Source organism: Alishewanella tabrizica, assembly GCF_014652375.1.
In the GTDB taxonomy this organism is placed as follows: Bacteria; Pseudomonadota; Gammaproteobacteria; order Enterobacterales; family Alteromonadaceae; genus Alishewanella; species Alishewanella tabrizica.
The window spans coordinates 144,225-162,996 of record NZ_BMYR01000001.1 but is presented as its reverse complement, the minus strand read 5'-3'; the positions used below and the strand labels follow the sequence as shown (position 1 = coordinate 162,996).

Annotated in this window: 18 protein-coding genes; 8 read left to right on the top strand and 10 right to left on the bottom strand. The window is 45.7% G+C overall.

All coding sequences use genetic code 11. From position 1 onward, the window contains the following. Positions 1–244 precede the first annotated feature (244 nt). Positions 245–430 carry a hypothetical protein gene (locus IE070_RS00750; RefSeq protein ID WP_189479455.1) on the bottom strand — a complete coding sequence of 62 codons (186 nt, stop codon included), beginning with the start codon at positions 428–430 and terminating at the stop codon, positions 245–247. A gap of 404 nt (positions 431–834) precedes the next feature. Here IE070_RS00750 and chrA point away from each other — a divergent pair, with 404 nt between their 5' ends. After that, the gene (gene chrA / locus IE070_RS00745; RefSeq protein WP_229796878.1) at positions 835–2,115 is read left to right on the top strand and encodes a chromate efflux transporter; all 1,281 of its coding nucleotides are present in this window, start codon (positions 835–837) and stop codon (positions 2,113–2,115) included. Here the strand turns inward: chrA and IE070_RS00740 are convergent. Next, positions 2,112–4,061: a M1 family metallopeptidase gene (locus tag IE070_RS00740; RefSeq protein WP_189479454.1), complete on the bottom strand. Its 1,950-nt coding sequence runs from the start codon at positions 4,059–4,061 to the stop codon at positions 2,112–2,114. The genes chrA and IE070_RS00740 overlap by 4 nt on opposite strands. Positions 4,062–4,144: 83 nt before the next feature. Between IE070_RS00740 and IE070_RS00735 the strand changes: the two genes are divergently transcribed. The 3 genes from IE070_RS00735 (at position 4,145) to IE070_RS00725 (ending at position 6,438) form a co-directional block, all read left to right on the top strand. Further along, complete coding sequence (locus IE070_RS00735; protein WP_189479452.1) at positions 4,145–4,867, top strand: SIMPL domain-containing protein; 723 nt, start codon at positions 4,145–4,147, stop codon at positions 4,865–4,867. Between the two features lie 78 nt (positions 4,868–4,945). Beyond that, positions 4,946–5,365 (top strand): hypothetical protein, encoded by a 420-nt coding sequence (locus IE070_RS00730; RefSeq protein ID WP_189479450.1) that lies wholly within the window; start codon positions 4,946–4,948, stop codon positions 5,363–5,365. A 191-nt stretch (positions 5,366–5,556) separates the two neighbouring features. Next, positions 5,557–6,438 carry a DMT family transporter gene (locus tag IE070_RS00725; RefSeq protein WP_229796877.1) on the top strand — a complete coding sequence of 294 codons (882 nt, stop codon included), beginning with the start codon at positions 5,557–5,559 and terminating at the stop codon, positions 6,436–6,438. Here the strand turns inward: IE070_RS00725 and IE070_RS00720 are convergent. From IE070_RS00720 to IE070_RS00705, 4 genes are read right to left on the bottom strand one after another with little or no spacing between them, the layout of a single operon-like run. Next, the gene (locus IE070_RS00720) at positions 6,406–6,774 is read right to left on the bottom strand and encodes a hypothetical protein (protein ID WP_189479448.1); all 369 of its coding nucleotides are present in this window, start codon (positions 6,772–6,774) and stop codon (positions 6,406–6,408) included. The genes IE070_RS00725 and IE070_RS00720 overlap by 33 nt on opposite strands. Then, the gene (locus IE070_RS00715) at positions 6,774–7,133 is read right to left on the bottom strand and encodes a thiol-disulfide oxidoreductase DCC family protein (protein ID WP_229796876.1); all 360 of its coding nucleotides are present in this window, start codon (positions 7,131–7,133) and stop codon (positions 6,774–6,776) included. The genes IE070_RS00720 and IE070_RS00715 overlap by 1 nt, the downstream gene beginning before the upstream one ends. After that, on the bottom strand, positions 7,126–7,542 hold the full coding sequence (locus IE070_RS00710; RefSeq protein WP_189479445.1) for a DUF3429 domain-containing protein: 417 nt from the start codon (positions 7,540–7,542) through the stop codon (positions 7,126–7,128). The genes IE070_RS00715 and IE070_RS00710 overlap by 8 nt, the downstream gene beginning before the upstream one ends. A 54-nt stretch (positions 7,543–7,596) precedes the next feature. Continuing rightward, positions 7,597–8,013, bottom strand: a complete 417-nt coding sequence (locus IE070_RS00705; RefSeq protein WP_189479443.1) for a YccF domain-containing protein — start codon at positions 8,011–8,013, stop codon at positions 7,597–7,599. Between the two features lie 383 nt (positions 8,014–8,396). On the opposite strand from IE070_RS00705, the gene IE070_RS00700 reads away from it, so the two are divergent. The 3 genes from IE070_RS00700 to IE070_RS00690 are packed head-to-tail and all read left to right on the top strand — an operon-like array spanning position 8,397 to position 13,047. After that, positions 8,397–8,939: a TetR/AcrR family transcriptional regulator gene (locus IE070_RS00700; protein WP_189479441.1), complete on the top strand. Its 543-nt coding sequence runs from the start codon at positions 8,397–8,399 to the stop codon at positions 8,937–8,939. Then, a complete protein-coding gene (locus tag IE070_RS00695) occupies positions 8,936–9,994 on the top strand; it encodes an efflux RND transporter periplasmic adaptor subunit (protein ID WP_189479439.1) in 1,059 nt (352 codons plus the stop codon). The genes IE070_RS00700 and IE070_RS00695 overlap by 4 nt, the downstream gene beginning before the upstream one ends. 11 nt (positions 9,995–10,005) lie before the next feature. Then, positions 10,006–13,047: an efflux RND transporter permease subunit gene (locus tag IE070_RS00690; RefSeq protein WP_189479436.1), complete on the top strand. Its 3,042-nt coding sequence runs from the start codon at positions 10,006–10,008 to the stop codon at positions 13,045–13,047. Between the two features lie 100 nt (positions 13,048–13,147). On the opposite strand, the gene IE070_RS00685 is transcribed toward IE070_RS00690, so the two are convergent. The 4 genes from IE070_RS00685 to ppnP all read right to left on the bottom strand — a co-directional run bounded on the left by IE070_RS00685 (position 13,148) and on the right by ppnP (position 15,939). Next, positions 13,148–13,390, bottom strand: coding sequence for an HP1242/YdcH family protein (locus tag IE070_RS00685; protein ID WP_189479435.1), 243 nt, complete (start codon positions 13,388–13,390; stop codon positions 13,148–13,150). 11 nt (positions 13,391–13,401) lie between these two features. Beyond that, complete coding sequence (locus IE070_RS00680; RefSeq protein WP_189479433.1) at positions 13,402–13,716, bottom strand: TraR/DksA family transcriptional regulator; 315 nt, start codon at positions 13,714–13,716, stop codon at positions 13,402–13,404. A gap of 115 nt (positions 13,717–13,831) precedes the next feature. Further along, on the bottom strand, positions 13,832–15,637 hold the full coding sequence (locus IE070_RS00675; RefSeq protein ID WP_189479431.1) for an ABCB family ABC transporter ATP-binding protein/permease: 1,806 nt from the start codon (positions 15,635–15,637) through the stop codon (positions 13,832–13,834). Positions 15,638–15,657: 20 nt separating this feature from the next. Beyond that, complete coding sequence (ppnP, locus tag IE070_RS00670; RefSeq protein ID WP_189479429.1) at positions 15,658–15,939, bottom strand: pyrimidine/purine nucleoside phosphorylase; 282 nt, start codon at positions 15,937–15,939, stop codon at positions 15,658–15,660. A gap of 200 nt (positions 15,940–16,139) precedes the next feature. Between ppnP and IE070_RS00665 the strand changes: the two genes are divergently transcribed. Beyond that, a complete protein-coding gene (locus IE070_RS00665; RefSeq protein WP_189479427.1) occupies positions 16,140–18,746 on the top strand; it encodes an ExeM/NucH family extracellular endonuclease in 2,607 nt (868 codons plus the stop codon). Positions 18,747–18,772: the final 26 nt, after the last annotated feature.

Here is an 18,772-nt window from a genome sequence, read left to right as displayed (position 1 = left end):
ATAGGCTCGCTGCCTAGCTTTTTAGGTGTTATTTACTTGCTCGCAATATACTTAATAACAGAGCCTTGCAGCAGACTAGAAGTGCATTTGGGTATGCACAAGAATCGAACAAGGTGGTAAACGCATAGTGCACTTTGCTCGGGGACCTGTTTGGCATGGATGCCAAACAAGAGCGTACAGGGAGGTATTCACAGCGTGTCCCGACAAAGTTGTACGGCGCGTTTAGCCACCGGATGCGCTAATCTCAAACCTGCGTAACTTTAAGTAACAGCGGATTCAAAATCGGCGCAAAGCCCTTGGAGAGTTTTTTCACCTGGTAGACGAGGCGTTCTAATAGATAGGTTAAATCGAAACGCCAGGCTGCTTGCAGCCGATATTGCACACAAAGACGCTGTAAATACGTCCTTGTAAGCTCCTGTCCGGCATCCATGCCGGACACGCTTTGTTTAGCAATATCGGCTCGCTGCCTGGCTGTACAGGTGTTATTTGGTAGCTCGCATTATGCTCAATACTAGAGCATTGCAACAGGCTAGAAGTGCACTTGTGTATGCACAAGAATCGAACGAGGTGGTAAATGCATAGTACACTTTGACCGAGGGCGTGTTTTTCATGGATGAAAAACACAAATTCGTCGGGAACGAATTTGAACAGCGCTTGCGCTGGCCCGCAGGGTAAACTTCAGGATGAAGTTTATAACAGCCCCCATGGATGGGTTCACGGCGTCCCTCGGCAAAGTTGTACGGCGCGTTTAGCCACCGGATGCGCCAATCTTGAACCTGCGTAACTTTAAGTATTAGCAACGAAAAGATAAGCGCAACGGCACTGAGTTGTTAGGTGCGTTTAGCCGCCGGATGCTCAGATCAAGACGATCACAAAGAGCCAACAGTATTAAACGAGAAAATAGCGATTAACCCTATGACCGAGACACCACACAGCAGCTTCTGGAGTTTATTCCGAATATTTTTAGTGCTTGGCCTGACCTCCTTCGGTGGCCCGGTAGCACATCTGGGGTACTTTCGTACCGAGTTTGTGGAAAAACGCAAATGGCTCTCAGAGCGTGATTATGCTGAATTGGTTGCACTGTGCCAATTCTTGCCAGGCCCGGCTAGTAGCCAGGTTGGTTTAGCGATTGGCTTATTGCGTGGCCATTATCGCGGTGCGTTAGCGGCCTGGTTAGGCTTTACTCTGCCATCTGCACTGCTCTTGATTTTGTTTAGCTTAAGCCTACCGTTACTGCAAAGTGCATTAACCCAAGGCGTGTTACATGGCCTAAAGCTGGTGGCGGTTGCGGTGGTAGCGCATGCGGTATGGGGTATGGCCAAAACGCTATGTAATACGCCGGCCAAAGTCAGCATTATGACGCTAAGTGCGGTGCTGATTTTACTGCTGCCGATGGTTTGGCTGCAGCCTACGGTTATTTTGTTAGGAGCGCTGCTGGGGTATCTGTATTTAGCGCCAGAATCTGCATCGAGCGGTAGTCATCTACCCGTTAAATTTTCCTTCACTACCGCTAACATCTTTGGCCTGATATTTTTATTGTTGTTGTTTGGTTTACCCCTGTTCAGCCAGCTTTATCCTGTTGCAGCGCTACAACTCTTTGATACCTTTTATCGTGCTGGCGCCTTGGTATTTGGTGGCGGTCATGTGGTGCTGCCCTTGCTGCAAGCTGAAGTGGTGCCAAGTGGGTTAGTGGATGCTGATACTTTTTTAGCGGGTTATGCTGCAGCGCAAGCTGTGCCAGGACCACTTTTTACCTTTGCTGCGTTTTTAGGGGCTTCTGCCAATGGGTCTATAACGGGTATAACTGGCGGAGTATTAGCGCTTTTAGCTATTTTTCTACCGTCGTTTTTAGTCTTGGCGGCAGTGCTACCGTATTGGCAGAAATTACGCAGTTCAGCCAAGATTAACCGGTTAATGGCTGGGGTCGGGGCCAGTGTTACCGGTATTTTATTGGCGGCACTGTATCAGCCGATTTGGCTAAGCAGTATTTTTGGTCCGGTCGATTTGGCATTAGCGCTTATCGGATTTATCGCGCTGCAATTCTGGCGCCGGCCAGCTTGGCAATTAGTGCTGGCGGGCGCCATGGTGGGTGGCTTATTAACCGTTATTGTTTAATCTGCTTTTAGCATCTCATCCACACTGCCTTGGGCTAACGGATGATAGCCAGGGCGGGCTTGTTGATACACCTTGCGGGCAAACGCCAAGCCTTCTGGGGTGCTGGCTAGCTGGCGATATAATGGCAAGATCAGCTTACGCCGACCAATGCTGATTAAGTACTGTTCCAGCGCCGGTAATACCTGACGATAGCCAGTTTTTAGCGCCAACAAATACCAAGCATGGGCGATTTCGCTATTACTAGAGTGGGTTAAATTAAACGCCTGATCTAACTGCTGTAATTGGGTTGGCGTAATGTTTAACGGCAAGTTGTTAAGAAAAAATAGCCACTCATGTACTGTCCACGCTGTGGTTGGCAGCTCGCTCAGCGTACTTAACCCAGAGAGCCAGGCATTGCTATGTTGCTGCACCCTTAAAAATGCATCTGATTGCGGGTTAGGCGAAGAAGCAGGCAAGCCACGGCCATGGATCCATTCGTTGACTTCTTCGCTGCTGACTTTGCCAGGATGTTGGTCGAGTAAGTTTGCGGCTAAATAGCGCTCAAACTCTGCGGTGGTAATACTTTTAAAGGAATGATCATCGAAGTATTTTTTTACAAAAGGATCAAACACCTCACGGCCAAAGCGTTTTTCCAGAAACATTAAGAATAACTGGCCCTTGGTATAGGGCACACCGCTAAAGGCATCGTCAGGATCGCGGCCTTTTAAATCCAGAAATAAGCGGCTATCATCGGCGTCTATGCTTTGCAGTTCTTGTTTAAGATCTTGTACCGACAACGCTTGCTCCATAATGGCGCGATCCACCCCAAACACCTGCTCCATAATGCGGTTTTCGACATAGGAGGTAAAACCTTCGTTTAACCACAAATCTTGCCAGGTCGCGTTAGTGACTAAATTGCCCGACCAAGAATGGGCTAGCTCGTGGGCAATTAAATTAACCAGGCTGCCATCGCCGGCAATTACTGTGGGCGTAATAAAGGACAATACCGGATTTTCCATACCGCCAAAGGGGAAACTTGGCGGTAAAATCAGTAAATCATAGCGGCCCCAACGATAATCACCATACAGCGGTTCGGTAACATCAATCATTTGCTGGGTACTGGCAAACTCCTTGGCTGCCGCCTCCAAAATATAAGGCTCGGCATAAACACCGGTTTGCGCACTCATTGCTTTAAATTCTAAATCGCCAACGGCAATAGCCAGCAAATAGGGCGGTATCGCGTGCGGCATGGTAAAGCGATAATCACCGGTGCGCGCTGTGCCAGGTTCAGTGGGCGCACTCATTACCGCTAATACGTCTTTATCGGTTTGAATACGGGCACTATACGTAAGGCGGACGGCCGGGCTATCCTGAATTGGGATCCAACTTCTGGCATGAATTGCCTGATTTTGACTAAACATAAAGGGCTGGTTTTTACTGGCAGTTTGTTCTTTAGTCAGCCACTGTAAGCCAGAGGCTTGCGGCTGAGATTGATAGTGAATGCGTAATGTTTGAGTTTGAAAGCCCGGTTTAATGGTCAATTTACTGCCCAGAACTGCATGGCGTTCTGCCAGTTCAAAAGACACCTTTCGCCATTGGCCGTCGACGCGGCGGGCATACACCTGTTTAATGGTTAAATCGCGCGTATCTAACAGTATCGTGTCGGCATCTTGTTGTTGCCAATCTAGGGTTAAGTCTGCAAATCCTGTGAGGGCGTTATTGGCAAAGTCGACAGTAAGATCAAGATAAACATGGCTAACACGCACATCGTGCAAATTGGCGTAAGTATAACTATCGCTAGCGATACTCTTTTTCGCACTACTGGCTGTGCTGTCTTTTTCGCTGCTAGCGATGCTTTCTTTTGCACTGGCAATTGCATTCTCTTTTGCATGGGTAGCGGCACTTGCGCTGTAAAGCAGTGCCAGACTGAGCAGGGCAGCAGTAAGGGGTGGTGTGCGCAAAAACATAAAAATCCTTATTCTTATTCAGCTAATGTAAAGGCGAGTAGCCCTTTAATAGCACTATACCCCACGTATTAGGAATAACCATAATGTTAAGATTAACCACGGCAATAGCATTACTGATTTCAGGGATGGTGGCGGCCAGCCCCTTACCAGACTTTCCGTTTATCAATGTAACGGGGCAAGCGACCATAGACGTTGTACCTGATAAAGCGCAAATTCATTTTCAATTACGCCAAACAGGCGCAACCGCGGAGCAGGCAACACGCGGCGTTTATCAGCAAGGTGCATCGTTACTCACTTTTTTAAAAAGCAAAGGCCTAACCGAGCAAGCTTTGGATGCGGCGCAAATTAACAAAGAAGCTCAATTTAAAGATTATCAGGATAGAACAATTACTGGCTATGAAGCCAGCCAGCCTATTGTTTTAACACTGGATGATCTTGAACATTACGTTGCCATTATGGATTATTTGTTTACCCAACCGCAGATATTCTCCATCCACAGTAGTTTTGATCATAGCCAGCGCGAACAATTTGAAATGACATTGAGTGAAAAAGCGGGTGCTAACGCCAAGCAACGTGCCGCGATGTTGGCGGCTGCGCAAGGCGTGAAACTAAGCACCGTTTATGCCATCACCGAAAGCGGGAGTTTTGCTAGCCTCGCCAGTGACTATGGCTTTACAGGCGGTCAGGTGAGTTTTGGCCGAATGGAAAAGATGTCTGCGGATAGTGGTATGGCCGGTGCATTGTTGGCGCCCAAGCAGATCACCCTGCAAAAAAGTATTAATGTCATTTATAAACTGAACCCATAAGTATTAAATACTGCGGCTTACTTCGCGGCTATTCATTATTGCTGCTATGCTTTTAGTGGATAAATCGCGGAGTGTGCCATGATGATCTTAAACCGCTTTCAAATTTGGTCAGAAAACAATGTTCTCTTAGCCTGTGTAACAGGTAGTTGGGATCACTATGTTGCTGAAGATTACTGTAAGGCATTTAAAGCCGTGGCCGCCGAATTTAAAGGACAACGTTGGGCTCATATTGTTTATTTAGACGATTGGCAGCTGGGTACGCCCGATATAGAACCCATAATACAAAATCTGGTTACTTGGTGCTTGCATAACGGCTTAGTGTTAACCGCGCAAGTGTATTGTCCGCATAGTGTCAAACGCTATCAATTAGACAAAATGATCATCGATAAAACCCTAACGTTTGAGCGGCGTATGTATTCAGAGGAGCAATCGGCATTTAATTGGTTAGCAGAAAAGGGTTTTATGGTAGAAAACACATCTTTAAAACGCTGCTCTTAGTGCGTAATGTGTTTTAAAACATCGTCGTTTAAGTAGTATTAAGTCAACACGCCCTAGTTAGGTTCTTCCGTTTTTTTCTAAACGGCGCTTGTATATTAGTATAATGACTTATTAGCCTACTGCAGTGGCACTAGCAACTTGCTATACTTATCATCTTCATCTTGGTTGTTGCTCCTAGTAAAGGCATTCCTTTGATCTCTGTAATCTCATCTGATCGCCCGCTTCGCGGGATCATTGCTATGGTATTGGCGGTGGCATTTTTTGCGGCTATGGATGCGGGTATGAAAGCGCTAACCCCACACCATAGCCCGATGCAAATAGCGTGTTTACGTGGCGCTTTTGCTTGGCCTTTTGTTGTGTTGTGGTTATGGCGTACGGCACAGTTTACCCATTTGTTGCAGGCGCGTTGGTCGCTACACCTGTTGCGTGCAGTATTGGGCATCACCATGTTATGGGCCTTCGTCTTTAGTTTACAAACCTTGGGCCTAGCAGATGCCTATGCCATCTTTTTTGCTGCACCTTTTATTATAACGCTGCTCTCAGCATGGTTTTTAAAAGAATATGTCGCGCCTAGGCACTATGTTGTATTGGTCATTGGTTTTGCCGCCATACTGTATATGCTAAAACCTGATGCCGAACGCTGGTTTAGTCTTGGTGCGTTGGCGGCTTTATTAGCGGCTTTCTGTTATTCAGTGTCGGCCATTACTGTACGTGTGCTTGCCCGGACCGACAGTGCCGGCAATATGGTCTTTTGGCTAATGACATTGTTAACTTTAGGCGCTGGTGTGTTAGCCTTGCCACAGTGGCAACCTATACAGCAAGCGTTGTGGCCCATTTATCTGATCGTGGGGGTTTGCGGATTTTTGGGGCAAATCACCATTACTGAGGCGTTTCGGATCGCACCGGCTGCCGTTGTTGCGCCGTTTGAATACACGGCACTGCTATGGGGAATTGGCTTTGATATTGTGGTTTGGCAGCAATACCCCGGTAGCAGTGTCATTATCGGCTCCAGTGTTATTATGCTTTGCGGATTATATCTTTTATGGCAGCAACGGCGACTCAGTCATCGCTGATGTGGCTTCATATAACGCAGTATGGCGTTCGTCCTCAGTTAAAATGCCGGTGAGTAAGGTTTTACGTCGCAATCGGCGCATAATGTCGCTGTCTTCTAATAAGGCTTTGCGAAATAAAACAGCGTCATCTAATTGCGTTAACATACTGTACCAGCGTATGTAGCCCCAGTGTTTGATTAAACCGGTTTGATAGCGCAACTCAAGTTTTTCTAATAACGCCGGTACAAGCTGCGGATTAGCCAGTAATTTATCGGCAATACATTGATGTAAACGCAGCAATTGCTCATCCGTTTGTTGTTGTGCATTACTACGAAGACGAGGACGAGAGCGGCGCATTACTTCGGAAGCTCGCAGTGATCATCAGTACAGCGCAGGCGCTTGCGCGCCCAGTACAAATAGGCTTTATTGGCCAGGGTATTAATCAATGGCAAGCTTAATAGCCAAGGTAAAAAACGCATGCCAGCCAAACGCCAATAGTAAAGTGTGGCGGCAAGGCCAATAATAAAACGCGAGCCATCCCACAGATGAATTTGCTCCAGCATCGCCTGTTTGGGTACCCCTTGGTATTCCATAAAGTCTGCTGCGCTTATATCCACCAAAAGCAGTTTGTTTTGCAGTTTAGGCGCCAAGTAATTGATCTCGTGGCGGCATAATTTACAGCTGCCATCATAAAAAAGCTTAATTGCATTAGACATAAGCATACCCTACATAAAACAGAAGATGGCACAAAACCACTACCACGGTGAGATGATTACGTAAACGCTGATAGGGTTTAGCGTAAAGCGCATTAATATCGGAAAGGTATTCATAAGCTCGAAGCGCAACAAACAGCACTGCCAACAGAATCAAGACATAAGCGGGTAATAACGCAATACCGATAATGGCTAATACTGGAAAACTGACAGCCCAGAGCGCACGAACATCAGGCTGCGACGTTTTATAAAGTACCGGCCATAACACGCCGGCCATAAACCCCAGAATTAAGCAGCTATAGAATTGAAATAGCAATAAGGCCTGCGCGGGAGCAAGTAATGGCCAGATTAAACTGCATAACGGCAGTAAAATAAAAGGCAGTAGTCCTGAGTAACCTAAAAGATGCAGCATGCGTAACCTCAATATTTTTGCAACTTACGCATTACTGAGCATAAAGGATCATCGCTAGACAAAACGCTGTTTGCTAACCACGGTTTTGCCAATGGGAGCTATGGCTAATCCGGCCATTTTTAAATGTTGTAATCCAAAAGGAATACCGATGATAGTTAAAAAGCACACTATGGCATGCAATAAATGGCCAATTGCCAGCCAAATACCAAATAACACAAACCAAATAATATTGCCTAACGTGCCGAACGCACCCGTTCCAATATCTGTCTGTTTCGTGACATAACGTCGATTAATGATATCTTGACCAAAGGGCCAAAACGCCAATTCGCCCATCACAAAGCATGCCCGGCCAAACGGGATGCCGATGATGCTCACAAAACAAATAAGTCCAATAACCCACCACGCTAGCCCCATGACAAAGCCGCCCAAAATAAACCAAAACACATTAAAAATTAATCGTAATACGCTCATGCTCGTTCCTTGCTATGGGATGTTTATCACTTACAACTACCTGCATTTCGCGATATTTGTGTTGCGATGTAGCGGTAAGTTTTTTTGTTAAATACGTTTGATGACTTATCTGTAAGTGAAAAGTGTGAAGCGAAAAGTATGCCAAAACGTAAGTATATGTTTTACCGTATTTTTAGGTTTTTAGCAGTAAAGTTTTTTAATACTCTAGTAATAATATGACCACATAATGGTGTATTTGGCTAAAAAACCTATTAGCAATAACACGGTAAACGTAGCTTGTATCCTAACGCATTTTTTCTTCGCGAGCTTGCGTAAGAGAAAAACACTTCTATAATAACTGTACCATCTGGTCGGTACAGTTTTGAGGTTCAACGTTAATCCTAATGATGAAAAAACTACAAATCACCGCGCAGCAGATCATGCAAGCTGCACTGAATATCGCTGCCGAAAAAGGCGCAGGTAAAGTCACGTTGGATGCGGTTGCCAAGGCGAGCGGTTTAAGTAAAGGCGGCCTGTTGTATCATTTTCCGAGCAAAGAGGCGTTAATTAGCGCCATGGTGCAGCATTTGCTTGATGATGCTGAAAAAAATCGCTGTAGCCTTGCAGAATCAGAGTCTTCTGTGCTCGTGTCGTTATTAAAAGCCCGTCGTGTTTTTACGCAAGCCGTCGCAGGGAATACCGCTATGGCGATTCTTGCCGCGGCGGCTGAGCATCCAACCTTGTTACAACCCATTCAACAGCATAATAAAAAAGTACTTGCCGAGGTCCTCTCCGATCCCGCTACTGAATTAGAAACAATGCTGCTTATGCTAGCCAGTGAGGGCTTAATTTTTCAAGAATTACTGTCTATTTCACCGTTTAGTGAAGCGCAAAAAACCACACTGGAACAGTATATGATTAACCGCGCGCAGGAGCTCACGACATGAAGCCTTACTCCATTTTATTTGTTGTAACCTTAACGAGCTTAACGTTAGCCTTAGTGGGATGTTCTGAGCCAGTCGTCACCCAAACGACACCGCCATTAGTGACGGTGAAGTTATATGAAGTCAATGGTGACGAGCATGCCACTAGCCGGCATTTTGTGGGGCGTATTGATGCGGTGAGTACGGTTGATCTTGCGTTTCAGGTAGGCGGCCGCGTCAGTGAGTTACCCGTACAGCAAGGGCAAATTGTGCCGGCAGGTGAGGTGCTTGCCGAACTCGATCCCACCGATTACCAGTTAGCGTTACAACAGGCCGAGGTGCAATTAGAGCAAGCTCGGCGTGATTTAGAGCGGGCGAAACCGTTGCGTGAGCAAGGTATTCTGACACCGTCTGCCTTTGATCAGTTACAAACGAATTATGAGATTGCGCGCGTTGCGATCCAAAATGCACAGCGAAATGCCAATTACACTAAGTTAAACGCGCCTTTTGATGCCTTAGTCACACGTCGTTTAATTGAACGCTACTCCACAGTTGGCTCGGGCACCCCGATTTTACGGGTACAAAATGTTTCAGAGCTGCGTGTACATATTAATGTGCCTGAACAGATTATGCGCCAAGTGCAAGATAGCAGTGATTATGCGGTGTTTGTGCGTTTGGCAACCGACAGTGTTGATCGTTATCCATTAGCCTATCGAGAGCATGCCACTGAAGTGGATCCGTTAACGCAAACCTATCAGGTATCTTTTGCCATGCCTCGGCTACCTGAGGTGAATTTATTGCCAGGTATGACAGTCAATGTGGTCACTGAAAAGCGTGTGGTACAAGACAGTGTGCTGATACCCGTTTCCGCGCTAGATAATTCTGTACCAGAGCAATTTAGTGTGTGGATTTATCGGCCAGAGGGGAGTGTAGTTGAAAAAGTGCCTGTGCAGGTGGGCACCATCAGTGAGCAGCAGATAGAAATTTTGGCCGGATTAACGCGCGGTGACAAGGTGGTATCTGCCGGTATTTATCATTTACAACAAGGGCAGCAAGTGCGGCCTTTTGATAAATACTAGGAGTATCCACCATGAAAATCGCCAGCTATGCGATTGAAAAGCAAGTTAATACTTGGCTGTTAATTTTACTCTGTTTTATTGGTGGGCTTTGGGCACTGGCAACAATAGGCCGGTTAGAAGATCCGGCATTTACCTTAAAAGAAGCGATTGTCGTGACCTATTATCCGGGGGCAACGGCCACGGAGGTTGAAGCAGAAGTCACCGAGTTACTTGAGTCGTCTATCCAGCAACTCTCCCAGTTAAAACGGATTACGTCAAAATCTATGCCGGGCAAATCTGAGATCCGGGTCGAAATTCAAGACAAGTATGATGGCAAGCAGATGCCACAAATTTGGGATGAGCTAAGGCGTAAAGTGAACGATGCTCGACATCGTTTACCTGCTGGCACAATGGCGCCCATTGTTAATGACGATTTTGGTGATGTGTTTGGTATTTTTTATGCGGTAACGGCAGAAGGCTACAGCGATCGTGAGATCCGTGAATTGGCGACGTTTTTACGCCGCGAAATGTTACTCGTACCTGGCGTTGCGAAAGTGCAAACCGCAGGGGAGCCGGAAGAACACATTTATGTAGAAATATCGCACGATCGCTTATTAGGCATTGGTTTGCCATTGGAATTGGTTATTGGCACCTTGCAAGCAGAAAATGCGGTTGCCTCGGCTGGCTCGTTACAGGTAGGCGATAAGCGTGTACGTTTGATCAGCAAGCCCGGGCTGGATTCGATTGCCGCCATTGAAAATTTACGCATTGGTAAAGCCGGCTCAACAGAACAATTAAGTATTTACGATGTGGCTACGGTCAGTCGACAAGAAGCCGAAATCCCGTCGCAGTTGATTCGTTTTAACGGTCAAGCGGCGTTTACGTTAGCCATTTCGGGGTTAACCGATGCCAATATTGTTGATGTTGGCAAGGCCGTTGATGCGCATCTCGCAACACTAAGTAGCCGCATCCCACTTGGCGTTGAGCTGCATCCCATTTACCAGCAACATATTGTGGTTGATACCGCGATAAACGATTTTATCTATAATTTAGCGATCTCGGTAATTATTGTTGTTGCAGTACTGTGTTTAACCATGGGCTGGCGCGTTGGCGTCGTGGTTGGCGGCACCTTATTACTGACGGTATTAGGCACCATATTTTTTATGCGGATCTGGCATATTGAAATGGAGCGGATTTCGTTAGGCGCCTTAATTATTGCGATGGGCATGTTGGTAGACAACGCCATTGTAGTCGCCGAAACCATGCTAATTAACATGCAGCGCGGTATGTCATCGCGTAAAGCCGCGGGCGAAGCGGCAACGCGCACGCAGATCCCGTTATTAGGTGCCACCGTGATAGGGATAATGGCCTTTGCGGGTATAGGATTATCACCTGACAGTACGGGCGAGTTCTTATTTTCATTGTTCGCCGTTATTGCTATCTCGTTAGTCTTAAGTTGGGTATTAGCCATTACCGTTACGCCACTATTCGGGAATTACTTATTTAAGGTTACTGCCAACAGTGCGGCAGAGGATCCTTATGCTGGACGCTTTTACCAGCAGTATGCCGGCTTACTGTTGTTTGTGTTGCGGCATCGTGTGGCGACACTCGGACTGTTATTGGGGCTAACCGTCATCAGTGTGGTAGGGTTTGGACAGGTTAAACAGGTATTTTTCCCCGCCTCTAACACGCCGATTTTTTATCTGAATTACTTCTTACCGCAAGGATCAGACATTCGTGCGACTGCACGGGATATTCAGCAAATTGAACAGCGCATTTTAGCGGATGAATCCGTGGTATCGGTGAGCAGTTTTATTGGTGGGGGGGCCAGTCGTTTTATGTTGACCTATGCGCCTGAGCAACCCAATGCCGCGTATGGCCAGCTAATCATTCGTACCGCGCATCGTGATCAGATCCCGCCGTTAATGCAAAAAATTCGCAATGAGTTACCGCCACAATTTCCTAATGCCGAAATTTATACCCAACAGCTAATGTTTGGGCCGGGCAGTGGGGCAAAATTGCAGGCGCGTATTTCTGGCGCAGATGAGGCCGTTTTACGCCAGTTAGGGCAGCAAGTGGCCGATATTATGCGTAATACTGAAGGGGTTACCGATATCCGGCAAAATTGGCGGCAGCGTGAATTAGTCGTCGTACCTGACTTTAATGAAGATCGGGCGCGGGTAGCCGGTATCAATCGTACCGATTTAGCTCAAACATTGGCGTTTTCCAGTACGGGCGTGCGCAGTGGCGTTTATCGTGAACAAGAACAGCAGATCCCTATTGTCGTCAGGCCACCAGCCAATGAGCGTTTTAATTTGGATAGATTAAACGATCGAATGATTTGGAGTACAACAGATAAAACCTATATTCCGCTGACGCAGGTTATAAATGGGTTTGACACTGAGCATGAAGAGGCAAAAATTCAGCGACGTAATCGGATCCGTACCCTTACGGTGGAAGCTGAACCCTCCACCGCTATTACGGCTGATCAAGCGTTAAAGCGGATCAGAACACAGATAGCGCAGTTACCCATGCCTGAAGGGTACCAATTAAGCTGGGGCGGGGAATTTGAAAGTGCCTCTGATGCGCAAGCGTCTTTAGGGGCGCAATTGCCGCTGAGTTTTATTGTGATGTTAGTGATCAGCATTCTGCTATTTGGATCCCTGAAACAGCCGCTAGTCATCTGGCTGATTGTGCCTATGTCGATTTGTGGGGTAACGGCTGGGCTATTAGCCAGTGGGCTACCTTTTGGTTTTACGGCCTTATTGGGGTTCTTAAGCCTATCAGGCATGTTGATGAAAAATGCCATTGTATTAGTAGAAGAAATTGATCTGCAAATAGCAGACTCCACAAATAAATTGCAGGGGATTATTCAGGCGAGTGTCAGTCGGATCCGCCCCGTGATTTTAGCGGCACTTACCACGATTTTAGGGATGTTACCGCTGATTTGGGATGCGTTTTTTAGTAGTATGGCCGTGACGATTATGGCCGGTTTAGCGTTTGCAACCATCTTAACGCTGGTTGCCGTGCCGGTATTGTATGCCTTAATCTTTAGAATACCGACCAAAGCTTAAGGCTTTATAACCACAAAGCAAACGTCTGTGTTGTCTTTATTATCTGTAGTAAGTAAAAAACCACCTCGCGGTGGTTTTTTACTTACTGCAGATGCCTAAATCAGTCAGCTTTTTGCAGCATTGCGAACAGTTGATCTTTTAATAACAAACGCTGTTTTTTCAGGTTTTCTAAATAGTCATCTGAGCTGACTTCACTGCCTTGTTCAATACGGTGAATTTCATGATCTTTATCGTGATACTCAGTAAAAAGTTTCGCAAAATGCATATTGCTGACCTTGAGATTATGAATCTGATCATGGAACTCAGGAAACTCGTGATGCAAATCATGTTTTTCTACTAACATGGTTTAAGTCCTTATTTAGCACATTGAATACAGAGTTCAGTAAAAGGCACAATATTTAAACGCTCGGCGTTTATTACAGCGCCGCAGTTAGCGCATTTATCATAGGTGCCATGCTCGATGCGTGTTAAAGCGCGATCTATTTGTCGTAACTCTATACGGTCTTTTTCTTCAAGTGCATTTAGCACTTCTTCGTTTTCCCGCTGTTGCGCTTGTTCACTGAAGTTAGCACTTCTGCCTTGCGCAAAATCCCTTGCAATAGCAATAACTTGGTGTTCAAGTTCTAACTTACGGCTAAATAGACGACGTTTTAGTTCTTGCAATGGCATTTTCGATTCCTTCTGCAGCTTAACACCCAAGTAACTTGGGTTTATCTACAATAAAGTTAGCAGATCATAGAAATGCTTTATTGATCTGTCGCAAGAAGTCATTAAAAACGTCTGTTTAGTGTTCATTCTGGTCAGCTTGCTGTTGCCACATTTTGGTATATAAACCATTCATGGCCATCAGTTGCGAATGGGTTCCTTGTTCAGCTACCACGCCCTTTTCTAAAACCAATATTTGGTCGGCATCGGTAATTGTTGAAAGACGATGGGCAATAACCAAGCTAGTATAATGGCGGGAGACATCACGCATGGCATTTAAAATAGCTTGCTCAGAAAAGGAATCCAACGACGATGTAGCTTCATCAAATACCAATATAGGCGCACCTTTTAAGATCGCTCTGGCTATCGCAATACGTTGTTTTTCACCACCCGATACTTTTAGGCCGCGCTCGCCGACCAAAGTAGCATCGCCTTGCGGCAAACTCGTTATAAATTGTCTTAAGTGAGCCATATCTATAGCTTGCTCTATTTCAGCTGTACTTGCGTCAGGCTTAGCGTAGGCAATATTTTCACGGATGCTGCTATTAAATAAGACGGTGTCTTGCGGCACAATGGCGATAGCCTGGCGAAGTGATTGCAAGGTAATACTGCTGATCTCCTGCCCATCAATTAAGATCCTTCCCTGACTAATCTGATAAAAGCGATAGAGTAGGCGGGCAATAGTACTTTTACCGGCACCGGATGCGCCAACAATCGCGACTTTAGTGCCGGGAGCCATATGAAAACTGAGGTTGTTTAAGATTAACCGTTCGCTCTGATAGCCAAAGTTAACCTGTTCAAACCTTACCTCGCCGCCTTTTAATTGAAGCGGTTTGGCATCTGGTGAATCTTTTATGGCGGGTTTGCGGGTAAGCAAACCCAACATATTTTCTAAATCCGTTAAGGCGCGGCGAATTTCACGATACACAAAGCCTAAAAAATTCAGGGGCAAAAACAGCTGGATCATATAGGCGTTTAACATGACTAACTCGCCGATGCTGATCTCCCCACTAACCACCTCTGCGGCAGCAAGCCACATTAACGCCGTGATCGCCAGGGCAATTAATAACGCTTGGCCAGAGTTTAGCAGGAGTAAACTTAAGCGGTTTTTTAAGCGTGCCTGCTCCCAATTGGCCAAAAAGCCATCGTAAATACGGGCTTCGTGTTGCTCATTGTTAAAATATTTTACCGTTTCATAGTTCAACAGGCTGTCAACAGCACGGCTATTGGTTGTGTTATCCGCTTGATTCGCTTCACGAATAAATTTATTACGCCATTCAGTAATATACACTGTAAAAAAGATATACAGGCCAACCGCAAAGACCGTGATCAAGGCATATAAGGGGGAAAACAACAGACTAAAAATAACGGCTACCGCCAGAATTTCAAACAAAGTTGGAACAATGTTAAACATCAAAAAGCGCATTAAAAAGCTAAGGCCGTTAGTACCACGCTCAATATCGCGACTGATCCCACCCGTTTGCCGATCTAAATGAAAAGCTAATTCTAGGCTGTGTAAATGGTTAAACACCTTTAAACCAATTTGACGCATGGCATGTTCAGTGACTCTGCCAAAGAGGGCATCCCGTACTTCACCAAAAAAGACCATACCAAAACGTAGGGCGCCGTAGAGTAAAAGTAATGCGATCGGCACGACAATAAGCTGTTGCCGGTTCGCATCAACGGCATCAATAATTTCTTTCAAGGCCCAAGGCATGAGTAGCGTCGCTGCTTTAGCCGCAATTAATGCTAATAACGCCAGCATAACGCGGCCTTTAAACGCCATCAGATAAGGCCAGAGCGTTTTAATGCTCTGGCTAAGGGGCATGGCATAGTCCTGTTTCACATTATCTGGTTGTTTTGCGGCAGTACGCATGCCTCGCATAGGGTTCTCAGTGGTTTTTGTTACGCATAGGTACAAAGGTACGCGGTATCTTGCTTCACTTGCAACTGAAACTTCGTATTAGCCGCCACTTCGAAGGATTGACCACGAGTAAAGGTTTGCCAAGTTTCGCTGCCTGGCAGTTTAACAATAAGCGCGCCACTAACGATCGTCATGACTTCGTGTTGATTTGTTCCGAATTCATATTCGCCTGGCGCCATTACACCCACCGTTGCGGGCAGCTGTTCACCCTGAAATGCGATAGATGACACCTTACCTTCAAAATAGCTATTGACTTTAAACATCGCTCACTCCTTTAATATTCTGCTGCCTAGTAAAGCGGAAAAAGACGCTTTTGCCTAGCATTATTTGGCTATATAGAAGTCTCGATGTCTTTTTTTGTATGCAGGTGGGAAAACATTATTAAAAACTTAATCAAATTGTCATACGTCAGGCTTACTCTAGTCTTCCTTCAAATCATGACAATCATCTCAGGGAACTAAACGTGAAAAAAACACTGATTGCTAGCGCGCTTGCGCTGGTATTATCGCCTGTTGCGCAAGCCGAAATCTTCATCTCAGAATATGTTGAAGGCTCAGGTAACAATAAGGCATTAGAATTATACAATCCTACAAATCAATCCATTAGTCTTTCAGGCTACCGTATTCGGGTAAGCTATAATGGTGGCACTTCGATACAAACGTATAACCTCTCGGGTCAATTAGACGCCCAAACAGCAATGGTTATTGTTAATCCAAATGCCAGCGAGGCTTTACTTGCTTTGGCATCAGTGACCACTTCTGTAGCGGGTTGGAATGGTAATGACGCTATCCTGCTTGAGAAGAATACGGTACTGATTGACAGCTTTGGTCAATTGGGCACAGACCCTGGCGCGGCTTGGACAGCGAATGGCGTTACAACCGTAGATAAAACCCTACGCCGCAAAGCGGTTTCTTACGATACTCAGCCTTCTGATGCGTTTGATCCGTCTATTGAGTGGTCACAATTTAATATTAACGATTTTTCAGATTTAGGTCGTTTTAATGGTGCTTCGGGTCCAGTGGACCCAGTTGTTCCAGTTGATCCCGTTGATCCGGTTGTGCCACCTGTTGATCAAAGCTTAACGTGTGGAGCCGATTTTACCCGTATTTCAACGATTCAAGGGGCTGGCGCTACCAGTCCATTAGTTGATCAAACGGTGGTCGTTGAAGCTATCGTTACTCACACCCTGCCAGGTTTACGTGGTTATATGATTCAAGCAGCCGACAGTGAGCAAGATAATGATCCACAAACCTCTGAGGGGATTTTTGTTTTCACGAACAATGCTAATTTAACCGTCACCCCAGGACAGCGTGTAAGATTGCGCGCACAAGTAGCGGAAGCCTTCACCAATACGCAATTGCAAAGTATTACCGCAACGGTGGATTGTGGTACGGCTGCAATACCGGCTCCTGTTACAATCAGCTTGCCAGCAGCGAATGCTGACTATTTAGAGCAGTTTGAAGGGATGTTAGTGCAGTTTAATCAAGAACTCACCGTAAATGGAAACATTACGCTGGGTCGATTTGGTGAGCTGGTATTAGCTAAAGGTCGGCGTTATACACCAACTCAAGTGGTTTCACCTGGTGCAGCCGCACAAGCCCTAGCGGCCGAGCAGCGTTTAAATAAAATTGTCTTAGACGATGCGTCATCAGTCTCAAATCCTGCGACAGTACCTTATCCGGCACCCGGTTTATCGGCATTTAATAGTGTACGTGCCGGTGATACCATCAACGGCTTAACCGGTACGTTATTTTATAGTTTTAATGAATATCGTATTAATCCTACTCAGCAAGTTAATATTATTGCAACTAATCCACGTACTGCAGCGCCTGAGTTAACGTCAGACGGTAATGTTAAAGTTGCTAGTTTTAATGTACTGAATTACTTCAATGGTGATGGCCTGGGTGGTGGGTTCCCAACGTCTCGCGGGGCGGACACGCCGCTAGAGTTTGAACGTCAAAGAGCAAAAATCCTGGCAGCATTATCCGCCTTAGATGCTACCGTCATCGGTTTAATGGAAATTGAAAACGACGGCTTTGCGGAAACCTCAGCCATTGCCGACTTAGTTGCTGGCTTACGTGTCGTTTCAGGCATAGCCGATTGGCAATATGTTGCTGTGAATGCACCACAAATTGGTACTGATCAAATTACTGTTGGAATTTTATACCGTGCTGATTTAGTTAGCCCAGTTTCTGCAGCTCAAATTCTAGATGAGCAAAACGCGGCTGTAGATAGTAATGGAGTAACATTATTTGATACGCGTCGTAATAGACCCATGTTAGCGCAACGTTTCCGCTTACTAGACAATAATGCAGAATTTGCGGTAATGGTGAATCATCTTAAATCAAAAGCCTCTGCGTGCGCAGGTGAACCGAATTTAAATGATGGTCAAGGAAACTGTAATATTACCCGTACTCGCGCAGCTGAAGCGATAGGTGTATTTGCGGCGCAACAATATGCTGACATTCCTGCTATCGTTTTAGGTGATTTAAATGCCTACGCTAAAGAAGATCCGCTCACCATGCTTGCCAGTGCAGGGTATGTCAGCGCCTTTGATGTCTTAGGTAAATCACCGACATATGGTTATATTTTTGAGAACTTATCAGGCCAATTGGATCATATGTTGTTAAATGCCAATGCTCAACAGTACTTAGTTGATGCAGTAGAGTGGCACATTAACGCGGATGAACCCTTAGTGCTTGATTACAACACTGAGAACAAAGCCGCTAATTTAGATAATTATTATGCGCCTGATGCTTACCGTTCATCAGATCATGATCCGGTAATCGTGGCGTTGGATTTACCACCAGTTTACCCGCCGCTGGATATTCAACTGCAATTAATTAAAGTTAATCAGGCGAATCCTCGCTCTGGTAGTAAACTTGTGCAGTTACATTGGAGTAGTGAGCAAACGGGTTTAACCTTGTATCGTGATGGCCAAGTGGTGACAACATTAAGCAAGCCTGGTAGATACAACAATCAGTTTAAAACTCAAGCGGAATCTGTGACTTATTTATTATGTTACGATGCCACTAAGCAATGTTCTGCACCGTTAAAAGTAACGTTTTAAACATCAAGCAAATGTTGTGAAAAGAG

Excerpts from the sequence above, each read along its gene's own strand:
- IE070_RS00750 (WP_189479455.1), bottom strand. The coding sequence starts at position 430 with ATGGATGCCGGACAGGAGCTTACAAGGACGTATTTACAGCGTCTTTGT.
- IE070_RS00740 (WP_189479454.1), bottom strand. The coding sequence starts at position 4,061 with ATGTTTTTGCGCACACCACCCCTTACTGCTGCCCTGCTCAGTCTGGCA.
- IE070_RS00735 (WP_189479452.1), top strand. The coding sequence starts at position 4,145 with ATGTTAAGATTAACCACGGCAATAGCATTACTGATTTCAGGGATGGTG.
- IE070_RS00730 (WP_189479450.1), top strand. The coding sequence starts at position 4,946 with ATGATGATCTTAAACCGCTTTCAAATTTGGTCAGAAAACAATGTTCTC.
- IE070_RS00720 (WP_189479448.1), bottom strand. The coding sequence starts at position 6,774 with ATGCGCCGCTCTCGTCCTCGTCTTCGTAGTAATGCACAACAACAAACG.
- IE070_RS00715 (WP_229796876.1), bottom strand. The coding sequence starts at position 7,133 with ATGTCTAATGCAATTAAGCTTTTTTATGATGGCAGCTGTAAATTATGC.
- IE070_RS00710 (WP_189479445.1), bottom strand. The coding sequence starts at position 7,542 with ATGCTGCATCTTTTAGGTTACTCAGGACTACTGCCTTTTATTTTACTG.
- IE070_RS00705 (WP_189479443.1), bottom strand. The coding sequence starts at position 8,013 with ATGAGCGTATTACGATTAATTTTTAATGTGTTTTGGTTTATTTTGGGC.
- IE070_RS00700 (WP_189479441.1), top strand. The coding sequence starts at position 8,397 with ATGATGAAAAAACTACAAATCACCGCGCAGCAGATCATGCAAGCTGCA.
- IE070_RS00695 (WP_189479439.1), top strand. The coding sequence starts at position 8,936 with ATGAAGCCTTACTCCATTTTATTTGTTGTAACCTTAACGAGCTTAACG.
- IE070_RS00690 (WP_189479436.1), top strand. The coding sequence starts at position 10,006 with ATGAAAATCGCCAGCTATGCGATTGAAAAGCAAGTTAATACTTGGCTG.
- IE070_RS00685 (WP_189479435.1), bottom strand. The coding sequence starts at position 13,390 with ATGTTAGTAGAAAAACATGATTTGCATCACGAGTTTCCTGAGTTCCAT.
- IE070_RS00680 (WP_189479433.1), bottom strand. The coding sequence starts at position 13,716 with ATGCCATTGCAAGAACTAAAACGTCGTCTATTTAGCCGTAAGTTAGAA.
- IE070_RS00675 (WP_189479431.1), bottom strand. The coding sequence starts at position 15,637 with ATGCGAGGCATGCGTACTGCCGCAAAACAACCAGATAATGTGAAACAG.
- ppnP (WP_189479429.1), bottom strand. The coding sequence starts at position 15,939 with ATGTTTAAAGTCAATAGCTATTTTGAAGGTAAGGTGTCATCTATCGCA.